Raw genomic sequence first — 22,016 nt, forward strand, 5'->3', positions numbered from 1 at the left:
ACAGGCAACCCGCCGGTCGCCTATGTTGGCCGTGACGAAACTGTGGACGATGCCCGGGGGAGCTGAGGCCCCCCGCAGGCATCATGTGGAGGAGGCGCTGTGAGCAGCGACCCGTGGGGCCGCGTCGACGAGACGGGGACCGTGTACGTGCGGACGGCCGACGGCGAGAAGGTCGTCGGCTCCTGGCAGGCCGGCTCCCCTGACGAGGCGCTGGCCTACTTCGAGCGCAAGTACGAGGGCCTGGTTGTCGAGATCGGCCTCCTCGAGAAGCGAGTGCGGACCACCGACCTGTCGGCCAAGGACGCCCAGGCGGCCATCGACCATCTGCGCGAGCAGGTCGACGCGCACCACGCCGTCGGTGACCTGGACGCCCTGCGGACCCGGCTGGACAAGCTCGTCGAGACCGTCGAGAAGCGCCGCGAGGAGCGCAAGGCGCAGCGCGCGAAGCAGTCCGACGAGGCCCGTCACGCCAAGGAGGCGCTGGTCGCCGAGGCCGAGCAGCTTGCGCAGTCCGACCAGTGGCGGGCGGCCGGCGAGCGGCTGCGGGCGCTGGTGGACACCTGGAAGGGTCTGCCCCGCCTGGACCGCAAGTCCGACGACGAGCTGTGGCACCGCTTCTCGCACGCCCGGTCGGCGTTCTCCAAGCGCCGCAAGGCGCACTTCGCGCAGCTCGACGCGCAGCGCGAGGAGGCCCGCAGGATCAAGGAGCGGCTGGTCGCCGAGGCCGAGTCGCTGTCGGACTCGACCGACTGGGGCCCCACCGCCGCCCGCTACCGCGAGCTGATGGCGGAGTGGAAGGCCGCGGGCCGCGCCCAGCGCGAGCACGAGGACGACCTGTGGAACCGCTTCCGCGGCGCGCAGGACGTGTTCTTCGCCGCCCGCAGCTCGGTCTTCGCCGAGCGGGACGCCGAGCAGGCGGAGAACCTGAAGCTGAAGGAGGAGCTGGCCGAGGAGGCCGAGAAGATCCTCCCGGTCACGGACCTCAAGGCGGCGCGGGCCGCGTTCCGCTCGATCAACGAGCGCTGGGAGGCCATCGGCCACGTGCCGCGGGACGCCCGGCCGAAGGTCGAGGGCCGGATGCACGCGGTCGAGCGGGCCATCCAGGAGGCCGAGGAGGCCGAGTGGCGCCGGACGAACCCGGAGGCACGCGCGCGTGCCGAGGGTCTGACCGGTCAGCTCCAGGCGGCGGTGGACAAGCTCAAGGGCCAGATCGAGCAGGCGCGCGCCCAGGGCAACAACGCCAAGGCCGACAAGCTGGAGCGGGAGCTGGAGGGCCGCCAGGCGCTGCTGGACCAGGCGCTGAAGGGCCTGCAGGAGTTCGGCGGCTGAGACGGCCGGTCCGCCGGACCGTACGACGACGAGGCGCCCGCACCTTCCCGGTGCGGGCGCCTCGTCGTGTGCGGTCCGGCGGACCTCCCTACGAGCGGTTGCGCGCCGACGTCACCCGGTACACGTCGTACACGCCCTCGACGCCCCGGACCGCCTTCAGGACGTGGCCGAGGTGCTTCGGGTCGCCCATCTCGAAGGTGAACCGGGAGGTGGCGACGCGGTCGCGGGAGGTCTGGACGGCCGCGGAGAGGATGTTGACGTGCTGGTCGGACAGGACGCGGGTGACGTCCGACAGCAGCCGGGAGCGGTCCAGCGCCTCGACCTGGATGGCCACCAGGAAGACCGAGGACTGGGTGGGCGCCCACTCGACGTCGAGGATCCGTTCCGGCTCCCGCGACAGCGAGTCCACGTTCACGCAGTCGCTGCGGTGGACCGACACACCGCTGCCGCGCGTGACGAAGCCGATGATCGGGTCGCCCGGGACCGGTGTGCAGCAGCGGGCCAGCTTGACCCACACGTCCTCGACGCCCTTGACGACCACGCCCGGATCGGTGCTGGTACGGCGCTTGCGGCTGCGGCCGCGCGACGGCGGCACGCTCTCGTCGATCTCCTCGGTGGCCGCCTCCTCGCCGCCGAAGGCCTGGACGAGCTTCTGCACCACGTTCTGCGCGGAGACGTGCCCCTCGCCGATCGCCGCGTACAGGGCGGAGATGTCCGGGTAGCGCATCTCGTGCGCCAGGGTGACCAGGGAGTCGCCGGTGAGGATGCGCTGGATCGGCAGGTTCTGCTTGCGCATGGCGCGGACGATGGCGTCCTTGCCGTGCTCGATCGCCTCGTCGCGGCGCTCCTTGGAGAACCAGGCGCGGATCTTGTTGCGGGCGCGCGGCGACTTCACGAAGCCGAGCCAGTCGCGGGACGGACCCGCTCCGGCCGCCTTGGAGGTGAAGACCTCCACCAGGTCGCCGTTGTCCAGGGTGGACTCCAGCGGGACGAGCCGGCCGTTGACCCGTGCTCCTATGGTGCGGTGGCCCACCTCGGTGTGCACGGCGTACGCGAAGTCCACCGGGGTGGCCCCGGCGGGGAGCGCTATCACGTCACCCTTGGGGGTGAAGACGAAGACCTCGTTGCGGGAGAGGTCGAAGCGCAGGGACTCCAGGAACTCGCTGGGGTCCTCGGTCTCCTTCTGCCAGTCCAGGAGCTGCCGCAGCCAGGCCATGTCGTTGATGGCGTCCTTGTCCTTGCCGGACGCCTTGGGGACGTCGGTGCGGACCTTGGAGGCGCCCGCCACGGCGTCCTGCTTGTACTTCCAGTGCGCGGCGATGCCGTACTCGGCGCGGCGGTGCATGTCGAAGGTGCGGATCTGCAGCTCGACGGGCTTGCCGTTGGGGCCTATGACCGTCGTGTGCAGCGACTGGTACATGTTGAACTTCGGCATCGCGATGTAGTCCTTGAACCGGCCGGGGACCGGGTTCCATCGCGCGTGCACCGTGCCGAGGGCCGCGTAGCAGTCGCGGACGGTGTCCACGAGGACGCGGATGCCCACCAGGTCGTAGATCTCCGCGAAGTCACGGCCGCGGACGATCATCTTCTGGTAGACGCTGTAGTAGTGCTTCGGGCGGCCGGTGACCGTCGCCTTGATCCGGGCGGCGCGCAGGTCCTGCTGGACCTCGTCGGTCACGATCGCCAGGTACTCGTCCCGCTTGGGGGCACGCTCCGCGACCAGGCGGACGATCTCGTCGTACATCTTGGGGTAGAGGATCGCGAAGGCGAGGTCCTCCAGCTCCCACTTGATGGTGTTCATGCCCAGGCGGTGGGCGAGCGGCGCGTAGATCTCCAGGGTCTCGCGCGCCTTCTTCTCCTGCTTCTCGCGCTTGAGGTAGCGCATGGTGCGCATGTTGTGCAGGCGGTCGGCGAGCTTGATGACCAGGACGCGCGGGTCCTTGGCCATGGCGACGACCATCTTGCGCACGGTCTCGGCCTGGGCGGCCTCACCGAACTTGACCTTGTCCAGCTTGGTGACGCCGTCGACGAGCAGGGCGACCACGTCGCCGAAGTCGCGGCGCAGGTCCTCCAGGCCGTACTCGGTGTCCTCGACGGTGTCGTGCAGCAGGCCCGCCATCAGCGTGGCCGGATCCATGCCCAGCTCGGCGAGGATGGTGGTGACGGCGAGGGGGTGCGTGATGTAGGGGTCGCCGCTCTTGCGCTTCTGGCCGCGGTGCCAGCGCTCGGCGACCTGGTAGGCCCGCTCGATCTGGCGGAGCGTCGACGTCTCGATCTTGGGGTCGTTGCTCCGGACTATCCGCAGCAGCGGCTCCAGCACGGGGTTGTACGGGTTCGCGCGCTGTACACCGAGCCGGGCGAGGCGGGCGCGCACCCGGTTGGAGGAGCCGGAGCGGGCGGGCTGCGGCGGCGTGGCCGGGCGGATCGGCGGCGCGGGGCGCTCGGCGGACGGGGACCCGCCCGCCCGGCCGGGGTCCGGAGCGGGGGACGGCTTGGGGCGGGCCTGCTCGGCGGAGTCGGCGGCGGACGCGGACCGGTCGTGCCGGGCCGTCCCGCGCGGCTCGTCCTTCGCGGGCGCGGGCTCGGCCGCGGGCTCCGAGGCTCGCTCGGGCTTGGCGGCGGTCAGGTGCTGGGCCTCGTCTGGCAAGAGGGCTCCTCGTGCGCGATCCGGGTCCCCCGGTCAGGCTCCGGATACCCCATGGTAGCGATCCTGGGCACCGGGATCGCCTTCAGGCCAAAGTGGAAGTGGCCTACCGGGCAAACGCATGAGGCGGGCACCGGATTCCTCCGGGCCCGCCTCAGCGGTGCCGTACGGCCGTCCGGCCGCCGTCGCGGTGTGCTCAGACGACGAGCAGCGCCTCCAGGGGCGCTCCGTCGAGGGCCGGTGCCAGGCGGCTGCGGCCGTCGAGGAACGCCAGCTCCATCAGTACGGCGACGCCCGCGACCTGGGCGCCGGCCCGGCGGATCAGCTGGAGGGAGGCCTCGGCGGTGCCGCCGGTGGCCAGCACGTCGTCGATGACCAGGACGCGGTCCTGCGTGCTCAGGTCCTCGGCGTGCACCTCGATCTCCGCCGACCCGTACTCCAGGTCGTAGGACTGGCGCAGGGTGGCGCCGGGGAGCTTGCCCGCCTTGCGGACCGGGATGAACCCGACGCCCGCGCGGACGGCCACCGGGGCGCCGAGGATGAAACCGCGGGCCTCCAAGCCGACGATCTTGGTGGCGCCGGTGCGCTCCACGATCCCGGCCAGCGCGTCGGTGAGCGCGGTGAACGCCGCCGGGTCCGCGAGGAGCGGGGTGATGTCCTTGAACATCACCCCGGGCTCCGGGTAGTCCGCGACATCGCGGATGCGGCTGAGCAGCAGCTCCTGGATGCCGGTCATCGGCGCTTCCCGGAGGGGCGGCCCCGGCCGCGGGTGCGGGTCCCGGACTGGTCGCGGGGACCGACGACCGCGGGCGTGGCCTCGTCGGCGTACGCCTCGTCGCCGCCGTCGCCGGTCTGCGGCTCGTCGTGGTCGCCGCCCTGCGCCCGCTTGGCCAGGACGCGCTTGCGCAGCGCCTTCATCTGCGGCTCGCGCTCCTTGAGGTCGGCGACGAGCGGCGTGGCGATGAAGATCGAGGAGTACGCGCCGGCCGCGAGGCCGACGAAGAGCGACAGCGAGATGTCGTTCAGCATGCCGGCGCCGAGGACACCGCCGCCGATGAACAGCAGGCCCGCCACCGGCAGCAGCGCGACGACCGTGGTGTTGACCGAGCGGACCAGGGTGCTGTTGATCGACCGGTTGGCGATGTCGCTGTAGGTCCAGCGGGTCTGCTTGGTGATGTCCCTCGTCTGCTCCTTGAGGCTGTCGAAGACGACGACCGTGTCGTAGAGCGAGTAGCCGAGGATGGTCAGCAGACCGATCACCGTGCCCGGCGTCACCTCGAAGCCGACGAGGGCGTAGATGCCGACGGTGATGGTGATGTCGTGGATCAGGGCGACGAACGCCGCGACCGCCATGCGCCACTCGAAGGCGATCGCCAGGTAGATCACCACGAGGATCAGGAAGATGCCGAGGCCCTGCCAGGCCTTGTTGGCGATCTGGTCGCCCCAGCTCGGGCCGACCAGCTCGGCGTTGATCGACTCGGGGTCGACCTTCATGTCCTCGGCGAGGGTGTCCTTGATCTGGTCGGCCCGCTCGGTGTCGATGCCGGCGACCTGGATCCGCAGGCTGCCGTCGTCGCCGTTGCCGAGCTTCTGGACGATGGCGTCGTGGCCGGATGCCTCTTCCGCGTACTCCTCGGCCTGCGAGACGGAGACGGAGGTCTTGCCGGTGGTGAAGACGGCGCCGCCCTGGAACTCGATGCCCATGTTCAGGCCGCGCACCGCCAGGCCGACGATGGCCGTGATGGTGATCAGTATCGAGATGCCGTACCAGATCTTGCGGTTCTTGACGAAGTCGTAGCCGACCTCGCCACGGTGCAGTCGGGCGCCGAGGTTGCCGAGCTTCGACATCTCAGGCCTCCTTCGTTTCGACGGGGCCGGCGGCGGGACGGCGGGTGCGGCGCAGCGGCGGACGGGCGCCCAGGCGCTTGGGGTCGAGGCCGGACCAGGGGTGGCCGTCCGCGAAGAACCTGCGGCGGGCGAGCAGCGTCAGGAGCGGCTTGGTGAAGAAGAACACGACCACGACGTCGAGGACGGTGGTCAGACCCAGCGTGAAGGCGAAGCCCTGGACCTTGCCGACGGTGACGATGAAGAGCACCGCCGCGGCGAGGAAGGACACGAAGTCGGAGACCAGGATGGTGCGCCGGGCGCGGGGCCAGGCGCGCTCGACGGCCGGGCGCAGGGTGCGGCCCTCGCGGATCTCGTCCCGGACCCGTTCGAAGTAGACGATGAACGAGTCCGCCGTGATGCCGATGGCGACGATGGCGCCGCAGACGGCCGGCAGGTTCAGCGCGAAGCCGATGGCCGGGCCGAGCAGCGACATGATCACGTAGGTGAGGGCGGCGGAGACCAGCAGCGAGGCGATCGCGATGAGCGCCAGGCCGCGGTAGTAGACCACCAGGTAGAGCACGACCAGGGCGAGGCCGATGGCGCCGGCGATCAGGCCGGCCTCCAGCTGCTCGCCGCCGAGCGCCGCGGTCACGGTGGTGACGCTGTCCTCCTTGAAGGTCAGCGGGAGGGCGCCGTACGACAGCATGTTGGCGAGGCCCTGGGCCTCCTGCTGGGTGAAGCTGCCGGAGATCTCGGCGTTGCCGCCGGTGATCGCCTGGTTGACGTACGGGCTGGAGACGACCTCGCCGTCCAGGACGATGCCGAACTGGTTCTGCGGCTGGGGGTTCTGCGCCAGCTTGGCGGTGATGTCGCCGAACTTCTTGTCGCCGCCGGAGGTGAAGTCCATCTGGACCTTCCAGCCGGCGCCGCTCTGGGTGTCGTAGACGGCCTGGGCCTTCTTGACGTCGGTGCCGTCGACGGCCGCCGGGCCGAGCAGGTACTTGTACCAGACGCCCTGGATCTCGCCGCAGCCGACCGTGGTCTCCTCGGGCTTGGCGCCCTCGCCTGCCTTGGTGCGCTGGCTCTCGTTGGAGCAGTCGAGCGTGGCGTACGCGGCCTGCGCGTCGCTGCCGGAGTCGGTGCCGCCGCCGGCGCTCGCCGACGGGGAGGGGCTGGCCGCCGGGGAGCCGGAGGCGCTGCCGGACGGGGTGGGGTCGGCCTTGAGGGCGCCGGTGACCGCGCGGCCCTGGGTGGTGGCGGAGGCGGAGGGCGTGCCGGTCGCGGAGGCGGACGGGCTCGCGCCCTCCGTGGCCTTGTCCGTGGCCTTCTCGGAGGCGGCGGCGCTCGGGGAGCCGCTCGGCGTCCCGGTGGGCGAGGGAGTGGCGGGGGCGCCGCCGGTGGGCTCGGTGGCCAGCACCGGGCGGAAGTAGAGCTTGGCGGTGGTGCCGACCTGATCCCGGGCCTGCTTGGAGTTCGTGCCCTTGGGGATGTTCACGATGATGTTGTGCGTGCCCTGCGTCTGGACTTCCGCCTCGGAGACGCCAAGACCGTTGACCCGCCGCTCCATGATGGAGACCGCGGTGTCCATGTTGGTCTTGTTGATCGCTGCCTCGTTGCCGTCCTCCGCGACGGCGCGGAGCGTGATGCTCGTGCCGCCGGCCAGGTCGATGCCGAGCCGCGGAGTGGTGTGACCGGAGGCGAACATGCCCCCGGTGAGCGCCACGATGGCGATCAGGATCAGGGCCAGCGAGCGCCCCGGCTTGCTCTGGGCGCTCGCGTTCCGGCCCCTTTTAGGTGCTGCCACCTTCTCGTACTCCCTCTCGGGCCGCTTCGCGCCGGGTGGGCGTGCGGGCGGCCATGACATGGTCTCGGGATCCCGCGCGGGATGCGCGTGTCCCGGGGCAGGCGAGTCCCGCCCGCGCGCCCCGGGACATCACTACTTCGCGTCGGTGTCGCCGTCGGTCTTCTTCGGCGCCTCGTCCGCGGTGTCGTCGGAGGGCTCCGCGTCCTTCTTGCCGAGGTCGACGGCCTTGTCGTCGGAGGCGGCGGCAGCGTCGGAGTCGCCGTCGGTCTCGGTGAGGGCGGAGGCGTCGTCCGGGACGAGGTCCGAGTCGGACTTCAGGTCGTGCTCGATGCCGTGGACGATGCGGTTGTACTCGTCGTCGGAGAGAACGGCACCGATCGAGTTCTTCGCGAAGAGCAGTTCGACGCCCGGCCCGGCGTCGAGGAGGACCGTGTCCTCGCTGACCTCCTTGACCGTGGCGTACATGCCCCCGATGGTGCGGACGCCGGAACCGGGCTGCATCTGGTTCCGCATCTCGATGGCCTGCTGCTGCTTCTTCTTGGCCGACCGGGTCATCAGGATCATGGCCCCGATGAGCACGATGAACGGGAGGAGGGTCACGAGACTCACGGGTCGGTACTTCCTTCACACGACCGCGATGGTGAGCGGCCTGATGGTTGGGGGTGTGCGTGCCGCCGACTTAGGCGGCATCGGCGGAGTCTAAGCGAGTCCGCGCGCATGGAACAACGCTCAGCATGGCACCGGGGTTCCTGCTCGGGCGATTCCCTCGCCGTCACGCCCCGAACAGGTCCTGTTGTCCGTTTCCCCCGGCCTGCGGGCGGGGCGGGGTCAGGCCGAGATGCGCCCATGCGGCCGGGGTGGCGACCCGGCCGCGGGGGGTACGGGCCAGCAGGCCTTCTCGGACCAGGAAGGGCTCGGCCACCTCCTCGACGGTCTCGCGTTCCTCCCCCACCGCGACGGCGAGCGTCGACAGGCCGACCGGCCCGCCGCCGAACAGCTTGAGCAGGGCCTCCAGGACGGCGCGGTCGAGACGGTCGAGGCCGCGGGCGTCGACCTCGTAGACCGCGAGGGCGGCCGCGGCGATCTCCCGGGTGATGACGCCGTCCGCCTTGACCTGGGCGTAGTCCCGCACCCGGCGCAGCAGGCGGTTGGCGATCCGGGGCGTGCCCCGGGAGCGGCCGGCGATCTCCGCCGCGCCGTCGGTGTCGATCTCGACGTCGAGCAGGCTGGCGGAGCGGTGGACGACCCGCCGCAGTTCGGCCGGTTCGTAGAACTCCATGTGGGCGGTGAAGCCGAAGCGGTCGCGCAGCGGGGGCGGCAGCAGGCCCGCCCGCGTGGTGGCGCCGACCAGGGTGAACGGCGGCAGCTCCAGGGGGATGGCGGTGGCGCCCGGGCCCTTGCCGACGATGACGTCGACGCGGAAGTCCTCCATCGCCATGTAGAGCATCTCCTCGGCGGGCCGGGACATGCGGTGGATCTCGTCGAGGAAGAGCACCTCGCCCTCCTGGAGGGAGGAGAGGATCGCCGCGAGGTCGCCGGCGTGCTGGATGGCGGGGCCGGAGGTGATGCGGATGGGGGCGCCCATCTCGGCCGCGATGATCATCGAGAGGGTGGTCTTGCCGAGGCCGGGCGCGCCGGAGAGCAGGACGTGGTCGGCGGTGGCGCCGCGCGCGCGGGCGGCGCGCAGCACCAGGTCGAGCTGCTCCCGCACCTTCTCCTGGCCGATGAACTCGCCCAGGTCCTTCGGGCGCAGGGCGGCCTCGACGGCCTGGTCCTCGCGGTCGGCGACAGGGCCCACCAGCCGCTCGCCGGCGGAGGTGTCGGTCGTGTCGTCCCAGTTCATGGAGTGTGCCTCGGGGGGGTCGCGGTCGGATGGGGCGTACGCGGGTGGGGTCGCCGCCCGCGGGGTGCTTTCCGGCCGGATCGGCGGCCGGGCGCTGTCTCGCGCGGGCGGGGCGGGCGTCAGCGGGCCCGGTTCAGGGTCTGCAGCGCGGCCTTCAGCAGCGGGCCGATCTGGGGCGGGCCGTCGGCGGCCTCGGCCCGCGGGGTCACCGCGGCGACGGCCTCGTCGGCCTCGCGGGTGGCGTAGCCCAGGCCGATGAGCGCGGCGTGCAGCTGGTCGCGCCAGCCGGCGGTGACCGGAGCGCCGACGGACGGCGCGCCGAGGGGTTCACCGAGCCGGTCCTTCAGCTCCAGCAGCAGCTTCTGCGCGCCCTTCTTGCCGATGCCGGGCACCGCGGTGAGCGCCTTCTCGTCGCCGGTGGAGACCGCGCGGCGCAGGGCGTCGGGGGTGTGCACCGCGAGCATGGCCTGGGCCAGGCGGGGGCCGACGCCGCTCGCGGTCTGCAGCAGTTCGAAGACCTGGCGCTCGTCGTCGTCCGCGAAGCCGTACAGCGTGAGCGAGTCCTCCCGTACCACCAGGGAGGTGGCGAGCTTCGCGGGCCGGCCCACCCGGAGGGTGGAGAGCGTGTTCGGCGTGCACTGGACGGCCATGCCGACGCCGCCGACCTCGATCACCGCGGCGTCCGGGGCGAGGGCGGCGACCGTGCCGCTGACGAAGGCGATCATGTCGTACGGCCTTTCGTTGCGTGTGCGGTGTGCGGGGCGACCGCCTGCCGGGGGCGGCTTCGGGCGACGGCCTGCTGGAGGCGGTTCTGGGCGGGGGCGCGCCAGATGTGACAGATGGCGAGTGCGAGGGCGTCGGCCGCGTCGGCGGGCCTGGGCGGGGCGGCGAGCCGCAGCAGGCGGGTGACCATGGCGCCGACCTGGGCCTTGTCCGCGCGGCCGGTGCCGGTGACCGCGGCCTTGACCTCGCTGGGTGTGTGCAGGGCGACGGGAATGCCGCGGCGCGCGGCGCACAGCATGGCGACCGCGCTGGCCTGGGCGGTGCCCATCACGGTGCGGACGTTGTGCTGGCTGAAGACGCGCTCCACCGCCACGAACTCGGGCCGGTGCTCGTCGAGCCACTGCTCGATGCCCTGCTCGACGGCGACGAGCCGGTCCCCCAGCTCCGCGTCGGGCGGTGTGCGCACGACACCGACGCCGAGCATGGTCAGCGGTCTGCCGGGCACGCCCTCGACCACTCCGACACCGCACCGGGTCAGTCCCGGGTCCACCCCCAGTACGCGCACCCGCCCCTCCTTCGCTCGCCTGTTTGTGCAGGCTATCGGGTGCCACTGACAACCCCGCGCACGGCGACGGGCCGACGGGGTGTCTCCCGTCGGCCCGTTCGGCTCGCCGTGCTGCCCGGCCCGGGGTCAGGCGTCGACCTTCTCCATGACCTCGTCGCTGACGTCGAAGTTGGCGAAGACGTTCTGCACGTCGTCGCTGTCCTCCAGCGCGTCGATCAGCTTGAAGATCTTCTTGGCGCCCTCCTCGTCCAGCTCGACCTGCATGGTCGGGACGAAGTTGGCCTCCGCGGAGTCGTAGTCGATCCCGGCGTCCTGGAGGGCGGTGCGGACCGCGACCAGGTCGGTGGCCTCGCTGATCACCTCGAAGTTCTCGCCGAGGTCGTTGACCTCCTCGGCGCCCGCGTCCAGGACGGCGGCGAGGACGTCGTCCTCGGTCAGCTCGCCCTTGGGCACGATGATGACGCCCTTGCGGTTGAACAGGTACGACACCGAGCCCGGGTCGGCCATGGAGCCGCCGTTGCGGGTCATGGCGACGCGGACCTCGGAGGCGGCGCGGTTGCGGTTGTCGGTGAGGCACTCGATGAGCACCGCGACACCGTTCGGACCGTAGCCCTCGTACATGATCGTCTCGTAGTCGGCGCCACCGGCCTCCAGGCCGGCGCCGCGCTTGACCGCGGAGTCGATGTTCTTGTTCGGGACCGACGACTTCTTCGCCTTCTGGATGGCGTCGTACAGCGTCGGGTTGCCGTCCGGGTCGGCACCGCCCATCCGGGCCGCGACCTCGATGTTCTTGATCAGCTTCGCGAAGAGCTTGCCGCGCTTGGCGTCGATCACGGCCTTCTTGTGCTTCGTCGTGGCCCATTTAGAGTGGCCGGACATCTGCCTGTCTCCTTCGCGTAACCCATCTCTGTACGAACGGCAGAGATCCTACAAGGACTCGCCCGCCCGGTACGCGCGGACCATGTCGACGAACAGGGAGTGCACACGGTGGTCGCCGGTCAGTTCCGGGTGGAACGACGTGGCCAGCGCGTTGCCCTGGCGGACCGCCACGATGTGACCCTCGTGCTCGGCGAGCACCTCCGTCCGCGCGCCGACGGACTCCACCCAGGGGGCCCGGATGAAGACGCCCTCCACGGGGCCGCCCTCGACGCCCCGGAGGGCGACGGCCGCCTCGAAGGACTCGTTCTGCCGCCCGAAGGCGTTGCGGCGGACGATCATGTCGATGCCGCCGATCGTCTCCTGGCCCGAGCGCGGGTCGAGGATCTTGTCGGCGAGCATGATCATGCCCGCGCAGGTGCCGTAGACCGGCATGCCGCCTCGCACACGCGCGCGGAGGGGCTCCATCACTCCGAAGAGGACGGCCAGCTTGGAGATGGTGGTGGACTCGCCGCCGGGCAGGACGAGGCCGTCGACCTCGGCGAGTTCCTCGGGGCGCCGGACCGGCCTGGCCACGGCGTCCGCCGCGGCCAGGGCGATCAGGTGCTCCCGTACGTCGCCCTGGAGGGCCAGGACGCCTATGACAGGGGCTTCGTTGTTCATCAGGTGACTACCAGCTCGCTCGACGACCGGCTCGGGTGATCACCAGCCGCGGTTGGCGTAGCGCTCGGCCTCGGGGAGGGTGTCGCAGTTGATGCCGACCATGGCCTCGCCGAGGTTGCGGGAGGCGTCCGCGATGATCTTCGGATCGTCGTAGAAGGTGGTGGCCTTCACGATGGCGGCGGCACGCTTGGCCGGGTCGCCCGACTTGAAGATGCCGGAGCCGACGAAGACGCCCTCGGCGCCCAGCTGGCGCATCAGCGCGGCGTCGGCCGGGGTGGCCACGCCGCCGGCGGAGAACAGCACCACCGGGAGCTTGCCCAGCTCGGCGACCTCCTTGACCAGCTCGTACGGGGCGCGCAGCTCCTTGGCGGCGGCGTACAGCTCGTTGTTGTCGTAGCCGCGCAGCCGGGCGATCTCGTTCTTGATCTGGCGCAGGTGGCGGACGGCCTCGACGACGTTGCCGGTGCCGGCCTCGCCCTTGGAGCGGATCATCGCGGCGCCCTCGGCGATACGGCGCAGGGCCTCGCCCAGGTTGGTGGCGCCGCAGACGAAGGGCGTGGTGAACGCCCACTTGTCGGAGTGGTTCACCTCGTCGGCCGGGGTCAGTACCTCGGACTCGTCGATGTAGTCCACACCGAGGGACTGCAGCACCTGCGCCTCGACGAAGTGGCCGATCCGCGACTTGGCCATGACCGGGATCGAGACGGCGTCGATGATGCCCTCGATCATGTCCGGGTCGGACATGCGGGCCACCCCGCCGTCCTTGCGGATGTCGGCCGGGACGCGCTCCAGGGCCATGACCGCGACGGCGCCCGCGTCCTCGGCGATCTTCGCCTGCTCCGGCGTGACGACGTCCATGATCACACCGCCCTTGAGCTGCTCGGCCATGCCGCGCTTCACGCGCGCGGTGCCGGTCTCGGGGGTCTGGGCGGAGGAGTTGGGGAGCGTGGTGGACACGGGTATGACCTCACTGGGTGGAAGAGGGTTGCTGCTGCACCGAGGAAACGTGAGGGGCCCAGTCCACAGCAAGGGCCAATGGAGAGGCGGTGGCTCGTTTTTCCGGACGCGGGTGCTGGTGGGGGCCTTGGGAGAAGCGGGACAGGAGGGGCATGCGGAACGGGCTGGCGGGTGAGGTCCCCTCGGTACGGCGCCGTCGCGCTCCGGCTCTCAGGCCACCCGGTCCGTCAGGGCCGTGGGAGGCTCGTCGTCCATCTCGAAGGCCAGCGGGAAGGGGGCGTGCCCGGCCAGCCGGAACCAGCGGACCTTGCGGTGCTCGCGGAGCCTGCGCGCCGCGCCGACCGCGTCGTTGTGGAACCGCCGGGCCATCGGCACCCTGCGCACGGCCTCCGCCAGCTCGCCGGCCGCCTCCTCGCCGCCGGGGGCCGCCCGGACCGCCTCCAGCTGCTGCGGTTCCGCGAAGACGGCCCGCAGGGCCTGGCTCAGCTCGCTCTCGGCGACCTCCCGGTGCTCCTCCTCCGCCTGCCGCGCGGCGTGGGCGGCCTCGTAGAGCACGATCGAGGCGGCCGGGTCGAGCACCCCGGACGTCGCCAGTTCCTGGGCCACCGACGCCCGGCGCAGCAGCTGGGCGTCGAGCGCGGCGCGGGCGGCGTCGATCCTGGCGTGCAGCCGGTCGAGCCGGCCGGCCGTCCAGCTCAGGTAGAGGCCGATCGCGACGAGGACGACGATGATCCAGATGAGGGTTTCGGTCACGGGCGGCAAGGCTACCGGGACGCTCCGCGAGACCGGCCAGTGTCCTGCCCGGCCGGCCCTCACCGGCACCCGCCGGGGGCTGCCGCTCCCTGACGGCACGGGTCGGCCGGTCAGGGCTCGTTCGCGCGGGCCGGTCCGCCGCGCGCCGGTGTCAGTCCCGCGCAGGCCGCAGCCGGGCCCGCAAGCCGGCACCGGTGACAGTCCCACGCCGGCCACAGCAGCCCGGGCCAGCAACCGGCGCCGGTGTCAGTCGCGCGCCGGCCGCAGCCGGGCCAGCAGGCCGGTGGCGCCGCCGGCCGCGTCGTCCGCGGCCACCGCGGCCGCGCCGGCCGCCACCGTCTCGTAGACCGACATGATGTCCGCGCCGACGGTCGCCCAGTCGAAGCGGCGGACGTGGGCGCTGCCCCGTGCGCTCAGCTCGGCACGGCGTGCCGGGTCGCCGAGCAGCCGCAGCGCCGCCTCGGCGAGCGCGTCGGCGTCCTCGTTGGCGAACAGTTCGCCCGCCGCGCCCCGGTCGAGGACCTGGGCGAACGCGTCGAGGTCGGAGGCCAGCACCGGTGCGCCCGCCGACATCGCCTCGACGAGGATGATGCCGAAGCTCTCGCCGCCGGTGTTGGGCGCCACGTACAGGTCGACGCTGCGCAGGAGGCGTGCCTTGTCCGCGTCGCTGACCATGCCCAGGAACTCCACGCGCGAGCGCAGCTCGGCGGGCAGGGAGGCGACCGCCTCCTCCTCGTCGCCGCGCCCGGCGACCAGCAGCCGGGTGCGCGGGCGCTCGGCGAGGATGCGGGGCAGTGCCCGCATGAGCACGGGCAGGCCCTTGCGGGGCTCGTCGATGCGCCCTATGAAGCCGATCGTGTCGCCCTGCCAGTCCGGGTTGGGCTCGGCCTTGGCGAAGAAGTCGACGTCGACGCCGTTGGGGATGACGACCGCGTCGCCGCCGAGGTGTTCCACCAGCGTGCGGCGGGCGTACTCGCTGACGGCGATCCGCGCGCTGATCTTCTCCAGGGCCGCCTGGAGGATCGAGTAGGCGGCGATCATGGCGCGCGAGCGCGGGTTGGACGTGTGGAAGGTGGCCACGATCGGCCCCTGCGCCGCCCAGCAGGCCAGCAGGCCCAGTGACGGGGAGGTCGGCTCGTGGATGTGGATGACGTCGAACGCGCCGTCGTGCAGCCATCGCCGCACCCGGGCCGCCGACAGGAAACCGAAGTTCAGCCGGGCCACCGAGCCGTTGTACGGCACGGGCACCGCGCGGCCGGCCGAGACGACGTACGGCGGCAGCGGGGTGTCGTCGTCGGCGGGGGCGAGGACGGACACCTCGTGGCCGAGGCGGACGAAGTACTCGGCGAGGTCGCGGATGTGGAACTGGACGCCGCCCGGTACGTCCCACGAGTAGGGGCAGACGATCCCGATCCTCACGAGCGGCCCTTCGCGGGGCCGGAAGCGGGGTCGAAATCCGAGAGCCACAAGCGCTGGAGCATGTGCCAGTCCTCCGGGTGGTCGGCGATTCCCTGGGCGAAGGCGTCCGCCAGCGCCTGCGTCATGACAGACGTCTTCTCGGCCCGGGTGCCTGTCTCCGGTACCTCGATCGGGGGATGCACCCGTCCCCGCATGACGGGCGAGTCGTCGTACCACAGCGTCACCGGCAGCAGCAGCGCGCCGGTCTGCTGGGCGAGCAGCGCGGGCCCCGCGGGCATCCGCGCGGTGTCGCCGAAGAACCGGACCTCGACACCGGAGGCGGACAGGTCGCGGTCGGCGACCAGGCAGACCAGGCCCCCGTCGCGCAGCCGCCGGGCGAGCGCGCCGAAGGCGGAGCCGCCGTCGTGCGGCAGCACCTCCATGCCGAGGCCCTGGCGGTAGGCGACGAAGCGGTCGTAGAGCGTCTCCGGCTTCAGGCGTTCCGCGACGGTGGTGAAGGGGATGTCCAGCGCGGTGGTCACCCAGGCGCCCGCGAGGTCCCAGTTGGCCAGGTGGGGCAGGGCCAGGACGACGCCCTTGCCGGCGGCCAGGCCGTCGGTGAGGTGGTGCAGGTCCTTGGCCTCGAAGCCGTTCCTGACGCGCTCGGCGCTCCAGGCCGGGAGCCGGAAGGACTCCATCCAGTAGCGCAGGTACGAGCGCATGCCCGCGCGGGACAGCTCCGCCAGCCGCTCGGGCGTGGCGTCGGGCACCACGCGCGCGTAGTTGCGTTCCAGCCGCAGGACGCCCTTGCCGCGCCGCTTCCAGGCGAGGTCCGCGATGGTGCGGCCGAGCGCTGCGGCGGCCGGCTCGGGGAGCTTCTTCACCGTGCTCCAGCCGAGGCCGTACAGCCCGTCCGTCAGACGTTCCCGGGCGCTCATGTCGCCTCGCTCCCGTGAGAGGCGTTCGCCTGCCCGTGGGGCGCGTCCTCGTGCCCCTGGGAGGCATTCTCCTCCCCCTGGGCGGCCGCCGCGTCGGCCTCCGCCGATTCCCTGCGGACCGTGACGACCCGCTGCACCAGCGTGACGAGACTGCCCACCGCGACCAGCCAGAGCGCGATCGGCAGCAGCACGTCGATGCCGGGCACGCCGAAGGCGTGCAGACCGGCCAGTCCGGCCGCGACCAGCGAGATCACCAGCCGCTCGGCGCGCTCGACGAGCCCGTTGACGGCCACCGGCAGTCCGATCGACTCGCCGCGGGCCTTGGTGTACGACACGACCTGGCCGCTGGCCAGGCAGAAGATGGACACCGCGCACAGCACGTTGTCGTTCCCGCCGCCCGCGTACCACAGGGCGAAGCCGCCGAAGATCGCGCCGTCCGCGACCCGGTCCAGGGTGGAGTCGAGGAAGGCGCCCCAGCGGCTGGAGCGGCCCATCTGGCGGGCCATGTTGCCGTCGACGAGGTCGGAGAAGACGAACAGCGTGATGACGATCGTGCCCCAGAAGAACTCGCCCCGGGGGAAGAAGACCAGCGCGCCCGCGATCACACCGGCGGTCCCGATCAGCGTGACCGTGTCGGGGCTCACGCCCCGGCGGATGAGAAACGCGGCGAACGGTGTGAGGACACGCGTGAAGAATGCACGCGCGTACTTGTTCAGCATGGCCTTCCCGAGGGTCGGTGTCGCCGGGCGGCCCCTGCTGGCCGCCGGCTGGCCCATCGTAGCCACGCGCGCGTGTGCGTGACCGCCGGGCACCCGCACCGGCCGGCGGGATCCGGCGGACGGGCCGCGGCGGGCGGTGGGAGGCGGGTTCCGGTCGTTCGTATGGACGCACCGTGACGGGAGTGGAAAGCTCGAAGGATCGCGGGCGTCGCCGGAGCCGCCCCACACGCGGCCCCCGCGTGTCCGCGCCCACAGTGACCTCACCGTGCACGGGAGGCAGGATCATGGGCGACAAGGCACACACCCATCCCGGAGCCGCCGGCAGGGCTACGGCGGCCGACCACCCCGCGTCCGTACGGAATGTGGTGCTGGTCGGCCACTCCGGATCGGGCAAGACGACCCTGGTGGAAGCTCTCGCGCTGACCGCGGGAGCGGTGAACCGGGCGGGCCGCGTGGAGGACGGCGGCACCGTCTCCGACTACGACGACATCGAGCACCGCCAGCAGCGTTCGGTGCAGCTGTCGCTGGTGCCCGTCGAATGGGACGGCATCAAGATCAATATCCTCGACACGCCGGGATACGCCGACTTCGTCGGGGAGCTGCGGGCCGGTCTGCGAGCGGCGGACGCGGCCCTCTTCGTCGTCTCGGCCTCCGACGGCGTCGACGGCTCGACCCGCATGGTGTGGGAGGAGTGCGCGGCCGTCGGCATGCCCCGCGCGATCGTGGTCACGCACCTGGAGGCCGCGCGCGCGGACTTCGAGGAGATGACCCGGATCTGCGCCGAGGCCTTCGGCGGCGACGACCCGGACGCCGTGCTGCCGCTGTACCTGCCGCTGCACGGTCCCGAGGCACCGGACGGGCACGCGCCCGTGACCGGGCTGATCGGGCTGCTCACCCAGAAGCTCTTCGACTACTCCGGCGGGGAGCGCAAGGAGTCCGAGCCGGGCGAGGACCGGCTCCCGCTGATCGAGGAGGCCCGCAACCGGCTGATCGAGGGGATCATCGCCGAGAGCGAGGACGAGACCCTCATGGACCGCTACCTGGGCGGCGAGGACATCGGCCTGGACACGCTGGTCGAGGACCTGGAGCGGGCCGTGGCCCGGGGCACCTTCTTCCCGGTGCTGGCCGCGGCGCCGGCCGCCGAGGGTGCCCGCCAGGGCATCGGCACGGTCGAGCTGCTGGAGCTGATCACCGGCGGGTTCCCCACCCCCTTCGAACACCCCATGCCCGCCGTGACCACGATCGACGGCGAGCCGCGCGAGCTGAAACCCTGCGACACCGACGGCCCGCTGGTCGCGGAGGTCGTCAAGACCTCCTCGGACCCCTACGTCGGCCGGATCTCCCTGGTGCGGGTCTTCTCCGGCACCCTGCGGCCCGACCAGACCGTGCACGTCTCCGGGCACGGCCTCACCGACCGCGGCCACGAGGACCACGACGTGGACGAACGCGTCGGCGCGCTGTCCATGCCGTTCGGGAAGCAGCAGCGGCCCGTGACGCACGCCGTCGCGGGCGACCTGGTGTGCGTGGCGAAGCTCGGCCGCGCGGAGACCGGCGACACCCTCTCCGCCAAGGACGACCCGCTGCTGATGGAGCCCTGGCGGATGCCCGACCCGCTGCTGCCGCTCGCCGTCCAGGCGCACAGCAAGGCCGACGAGGACAAGCTCTCCCAGGGCCTGGCCCGGCTGGTCGCCGAGGACCCGACGATGCGGCTGGAGCAGAACCAGGACACCCACCAGGTGGTGCTCTGGTGCCTGGGCGAGGCCCACGCGGACGTCGTGCTGGAACGGCTGCGCAGCCGCTACGGCGTCCAGGTCGACGTCGTACCGCACCGGGTCCCCCTGCGGGAGACGTTCGCGGCGAAGTCGGCCGGGCGCGGACGGCACGTGAAGCAGTCCGGCGGGCACGGGCAGTACGCCATCTGCGAGATCGAGGTGGAGCCGCTGCCCGGCGGTTCCGGCATCGAGTTCGTCGACAAGGTGGTGGGCGGCGCCGTGCCGCGCCAGTTCATCCCGTCGGTGGAGAAGGGCGTCCGGGCCCAGGCCGCCAAGGGCGTCGCCGCCGGCTATCCGCTGATCGACGTCCGGGTCACGCTGCTGGACGGCAAGGCGCACTCCGTGGACTCCTCGGACGCCGCGTTCCAGACCGCCGGGGCGCTGGCCCTGCGGGAGGCCGCCGCCGACGCGAAGATCCATCTGCTGGAACCGGTGGCCGAGGTGAGCGTCCTGGTCGGCGACGAGTACGTGGGCGCCGTGATGAGCGACCTGTCGGGGCGGCGCGGCCGGCTGCTCGGCACCGAGCAGACACCCGGGGGCCGCACGCTGGTGCGCGCCGAGGTGCCCGAGATCGAGATCGGGCGGTACGCCGTCGACCTGCGCTCCCTGTCGCACGGCACGGCGCGCTTCGACCGCCGCTACGCCCGGCACGAACCGATGCCCGCGCAGGTCGCCGCGCGGGTCCGTGAACAGGAGCGGGCCGCCTCCTAGTTGGGACGCCGGAGCACTCAAGTGACGCGTGGGGACGCTCCGGTGCCGGATCGGCGGACGGCTTCGGCCGTCCGCCGACGAATGCCGGTGCCTGCGGATACGCTGATGACCTGATCAACAGGTGTGCGAACCGGGGAAGTCGGGAAGGCCGCAGGACGACAGTGGCGGCGAGTGGGGGCGGGTATGACCGTTGAGAGCGGTTACGCGGACGCGTTCGGACCGCAGGTGCCGCGCACGGGCGACGAGGGCCAGACGGCGACCTTCGCGCTGGCCTCGGCGGCCTATCGGGACAATCCCGTGGAGGACATCAAGAAGGCCGACAACGAATGGCACCAGTCGGCCGTGAACCCGGGAAAGCTCGCGCTGTTCAAGCCGAACCTGGGCGAGGCCTTCTCCCGCGCGGTGGTCGACCGCATGCTGGGCGGCGACCGCAAGCCGCTCATCCAGTCCTTCGGCACCCAGCCGCAGGTGGTCGTCGAGCACTGCCTGGCCGCCAACCGCATCCGCCGTGAGCGCGACAACAAGCTGACGGCGATCATGGCGCTGTGCGGGCTCGTGTTCCTGCCCGGCCTGCTGGTGTGGCTGCTGGTCTTCCAGCTGCGCACCACCATGACGAGGGGCGACAACAAGCGGGTCTCCGCGGCGGCCACCGCGCTGCTCGTCGCCGTCGGCGCACTGGCCGTGATCTTCCTGGTCCGGATGCCCTTCACCGGCTTCTGGGGGTGGTACGGGCGCGCGGCGGTCGTCGCACCCGTGGTCGGCTGGTTCTGGGCCAAGCGGGTCTGCGAGCACACCGCGGCGGACCTGAGGGCCCGCTGGGACGGCCTCCTGTCGGGCAGCAGCATCGGCGCCAAGGTGCCCGAGGCCGTGCCCAGCAATCCCGGCGAGACGGCCGCCGAGCAGCTGCGCCAGTCCCTGGCCAGGCTCAGCGCCGAACAGCAGTCGAACTCCGTGTTCTACGCCGGTCCCAAGGGCATCCTCGGCATGGGCACCCGCTGGGGTTCCTGGCAGCTCGCCGAGGACCTGGTGCCCGCCCACGCCGACCGCGAGATCCACCCGTTCCGCAGCTGGGACGTCATACGGTCGATCCACGACCAGCTCCGCATGCTGGAGCGCGGCCCGCTGAACACCGGCGGCTTCCCGACCCCGTCGATACGGCACTGGATCGTCACCCCGGTCGGCGAGAACGCCAAGGCGGTCTCCCGGCCCGAGGGCACCGACGTGGAGGCGTACCAGGTCAAGGCGCACGCCATACAGGAGATCTGCAACAAGCAGCAGTTCGGCGCGGGCGACCGGCACTACCTCGGCGTGCAGTGGACGCTGTGGGACGGCCAGCTCGTGCTCACCATGCTGATCACCGTCACCGTGCTGCACGCCACCCTGCGCATCGAGGTCACCGGCCACGCCCTCGGCCCCGTGAACGGCCTGTTCACCACCAAGTCGGAGGCGCCGACCAGGTCGGTCAGCAAGTCGTTCAAGCCGTGGGAGTCCCGCACCATCAAGCTTCCGCTGGTGAACAGCGACGAGGTCGTCCGGCTGGCCGTCCGCGCGCCGATCAGCTGGTATCCCCCGCTGCTGAACTGGCTCGGCGGGTCGATAGCCCTCCCGGAGCCGTTCGGCCTGCGGCACGCCTGGGCCGACCAGCCCTGGCGCCACCGCTTCATGGCCGACGACGCCCTGCGCGCCGCGACCCCGGTGCTGCGGGTGGTCCACGCCGCGGCGATCAAGGTCCTGGAGGAGAACGGCGTCGACACGGAGAAGTTCGGCAGCCGTTCCGCGTTCCTCAGCACGGCGGTGCAGGACCCGTCTCCGCGCAAGGCCGACGTGTACGACGCGTAGGGCTCGCGGGTACGTCACGGCGCCCCGGCCCGGCCGGGGCGCCGGCGCGTTCTCAGACCGCCGGCCAGGCCTCGGCCAGCATCTTCCGGGTGTCCGCCAGCAGCTGCGGCAGCACCTTGGTGTGCCCGACGACGGGCATGAAGTTCGTGTCGCCGCCCCACCGGGGCACGATGTGCTGGTGCAGGTGCGCGGCGATGCCCGCACCGGCAACCGAGCCCTGGTTCATGCCGATGTTGAAGCCGTGCGCCCCGGACGCGGTGCGCAGCGCCGTCATCGCCTGCTTGGTCAGCTCCGCCAGCTCGGCGGTCTCGGCGGCCGTCAGATCGGTGTAGTCGGCGACGTGGCGGTAGGGCACGGTCATCAGATGACCGCCGTTGTACGGGTACAGGTTCAGCACCGCGTACACCTGCTCACCGCGCCGGACGACGAGTCCGTCCTCGTCGGATTTGGCCGGGATGGAGCAGAAGGGGCAGCCGTCGTCGGCCCCGGGGCCGCTCGGCTTGTTCTCGCCCTGGATGTAGGCCATCCGGTGGGGGGTCCACAGGCGCTGGAACGCGTCCTGCGTCCCCACTCCGATCTGCTGCTCCGGCTCACTCGTCATGCCATGCAGCATATGGCTTCGCCCGTTCGCGGCGTGTCGCCGGGGCCGCCCGCG

General features: G+C 71.9%; 19 protein-coding genes. 3 read left to right on the top strand and 16 right to left on the bottom strand.

Annotated features, from left to right (window positions below; translation table 11 throughout):
• Positions 1–99 precede the first annotated feature (99 nt).
• Complete coding sequence (locus SGLAU_RS06010) at positions 100–1,329, top strand: DUF349 domain-containing protein (protein ID WP_043499006.1); 1,230 nt, start codon at positions 100–102, stop codon at positions 1,327–1,329.
• 88 nt (positions 1,330–1,417) lie between these two features.
• Here SGLAU_RS06010 and SGLAU_RS06015 read toward each other — a convergent pair whose 3' ends face one another.
• The 15 genes from SGLAU_RS06015 to pgsA all read right to left on the bottom strand — a co-directional run bounded on the left by SGLAU_RS06015 (position 1,418) and on the right by pgsA (position 17,096).
• Complete coding sequence (locus SGLAU_RS06015; protein WP_043499008.1) at positions 1,418–3,976, bottom strand: RelA/SpoT family protein; 2,559 nt, start codon at positions 3,974–3,976, stop codon at positions 1,418–1,420.
• 193 nt (positions 3,977–4,169) lie between these two features.
• Positions 4,170–4,709 carry an adenine phosphoribosyltransferase gene (locus SGLAU_RS06020; protein ID WP_043499009.1) on the bottom strand — a complete coding sequence of 180 codons (540 nt, stop codon included), beginning with the start codon at positions 4,707–4,709 and terminating at the stop codon, positions 4,170–4,172.
• Complete coding sequence (gene secF, locus SGLAU_RS06025) at positions 4,706–5,821, bottom strand: protein translocase subunit SecF (RefSeq protein ID WP_043499011.1); 1,116 nt, start codon at positions 5,819–5,821, stop codon at positions 4,706–4,708. Before secF ends, SGLAU_RS06020 begins: the two co-directional genes overlap by 4 nt.
• 1 nt (position 5,822) lies before the next feature.
• Positions 5,823–7,604, bottom strand: coding sequence for a protein translocase subunit SecD (gene secD, locus SGLAU_RS06030; RefSeq protein ID WP_078957614.1), 1,782 nt, complete (start codon positions 7,602–7,604; stop codon positions 5,823–5,825).
• A gap of 132 nt (positions 7,605–7,736) precedes the next feature.
• Complete coding sequence (gene yajC / locus SGLAU_RS06035; protein WP_043499016.1) at positions 7,737–8,213, bottom strand: preprotein translocase subunit YajC; 477 nt, start codon at positions 8,211–8,213, stop codon at positions 7,737–7,739.
• 163 nt (positions 8,214–8,376) lie between these two features.
• A complete protein-coding gene (gene ruvB, locus SGLAU_RS06040) occupies positions 8,377–9,447 on the bottom strand; it encodes a Holliday junction branch migration DNA helicase RuvB (protein ID WP_043499017.1) in 1,071 nt (356 codons plus the stop codon).
• Positions 9,448–9,566: 119 nt separating this feature from the next.
• On the bottom strand, positions 9,567–10,172 hold the full coding sequence (ruvA, locus tag SGLAU_RS06045) for a Holliday junction branch migration protein RuvA (protein ID WP_043499019.1): 606 nt from the start codon (positions 10,170–10,172) through the stop codon (positions 9,567–9,569).
• Positions 10,169–10,735: a crossover junction endodeoxyribonuclease RuvC gene (ruvC, locus tag SGLAU_RS06050; protein ID WP_043499022.1), complete on the bottom strand. Its 567-nt coding sequence runs from the start codon at positions 10,733–10,735 to the stop codon at positions 10,169–10,171. The genes ruvA and ruvC overlap by 4 nt, the downstream gene beginning before the upstream one ends.
• Before the next feature lie 126 nt (positions 10,736–10,861).
• Positions 10,862–11,614, bottom strand: a complete 753-nt coding sequence (locus SGLAU_RS06055; protein WP_043499024.1) for a YebC/PmpR family DNA-binding transcriptional regulator — start codon at positions 11,612–11,614, stop codon at positions 10,862–10,864.
• 48 nt (positions 11,615–11,662) lie between these two features.
• Positions 11,663–12,274, bottom strand: a complete 612-nt coding sequence (gene pdxT / locus SGLAU_RS06060; protein ID WP_043499026.1) for a pyridoxal 5'-phosphate synthase glutaminase subunit PdxT — start codon at positions 12,272–12,274, stop codon at positions 11,663–11,665.
• Positions 12,275–12,313: 39 nt separating this feature from the next.
• Positions 12,314–13,231: a pyridoxal 5'-phosphate synthase lyase subunit PdxS gene (gene pdxS, locus SGLAU_RS06065; protein ID WP_043499027.1), complete on the bottom strand. Its 918-nt coding sequence runs from the start codon at positions 13,229–13,231 to the stop codon at positions 12,314–12,316.
• A gap of 210 nt (positions 13,232–13,441) precedes the next feature.
• Positions 13,442–13,984 (bottom strand): membrane protein, encoded by a 543-nt coding sequence (locus tag SGLAU_RS06070; protein ID WP_043499029.1) that lies wholly within the window; start codon positions 13,982–13,984, stop codon positions 13,442–13,444.
• Positions 13,985–14,230: 246 nt separating this feature from the next.
• Positions 14,231–15,403: a glycosyltransferase family 4 protein gene (locus SGLAU_RS06075; protein WP_043499031.1), complete on the bottom strand. Its 1,173-nt coding sequence runs from the start codon at positions 15,401–15,403 to the stop codon at positions 14,231–14,233.
• Positions 15,400–16,320, bottom strand: a complete 921-nt coding sequence (locus SGLAU_RS06080) for a phosphatidylinositol mannoside acyltransferase (protein ID WP_043499033.1) — start codon at positions 16,318–16,320, stop codon at positions 15,400–15,402. The genes SGLAU_RS06075 and SGLAU_RS06080 overlap by 4 nt, the downstream gene beginning before the upstream one ends.
• Positions 16,317–17,096 (bottom strand): phosphatidylinositol phosphate synthase, encoded by a 780-nt coding sequence (gene pgsA / locus SGLAU_RS06085; RefSeq protein WP_078957615.1) that lies wholly within the window; start codon positions 17,094–17,096, stop codon positions 16,317–16,319. The genes SGLAU_RS06080 and pgsA overlap by 4 nt, the downstream gene beginning before the upstream one ends.
• Positions 17,097–17,323: 227 nt before the next feature.
• Here pgsA and SGLAU_RS06090 point away from each other — a divergent pair, with 227 nt between their 5' ends.
• Both SGLAU_RS06090 and SGLAU_RS06095 read left to right on the top strand, forming a co-directional pair.
• Complete coding sequence (locus SGLAU_RS06090; protein ID WP_043499036.1) at positions 17,324–19,522, top strand: elongation factor G-like protein EF-G2; 2,199 nt, start codon at positions 17,324–17,326, stop codon at positions 19,520–19,522.
• A gap of 183 nt (positions 19,523–19,705) precedes the next feature.
• On the top strand, positions 19,706–21,361 hold the full coding sequence (locus tag SGLAU_RS06095) for a hypothetical protein (RefSeq protein ID WP_043499037.1): 1,656 nt from the start codon (positions 19,706–19,708) through the stop codon (positions 21,359–21,361).
• Positions 21,362–21,413: 52 nt separating this feature from the next.
• Here SGLAU_RS06095 and SGLAU_RS06100 read toward each other — a convergent pair whose 3' ends face one another.
• Positions 21,414–21,974, bottom strand: coding sequence for an HIT family protein (locus tag SGLAU_RS06100; protein WP_043499038.1), 561 nt, complete (start codon positions 21,972–21,974; stop codon positions 21,414–21,416).
• Between the last annotated feature and the right edge of the window lie 42 nt (positions 21,975–22,016).

It is taken from the genome of Streptomyces glaucescens (assembly GCF_000761215.1).
Classification (GTDB): Bacteria; Actinomycetota; Actinomycetes; order Streptomycetales; family Streptomycetaceae; genus Streptomyces; species Streptomyces glaucescens_B.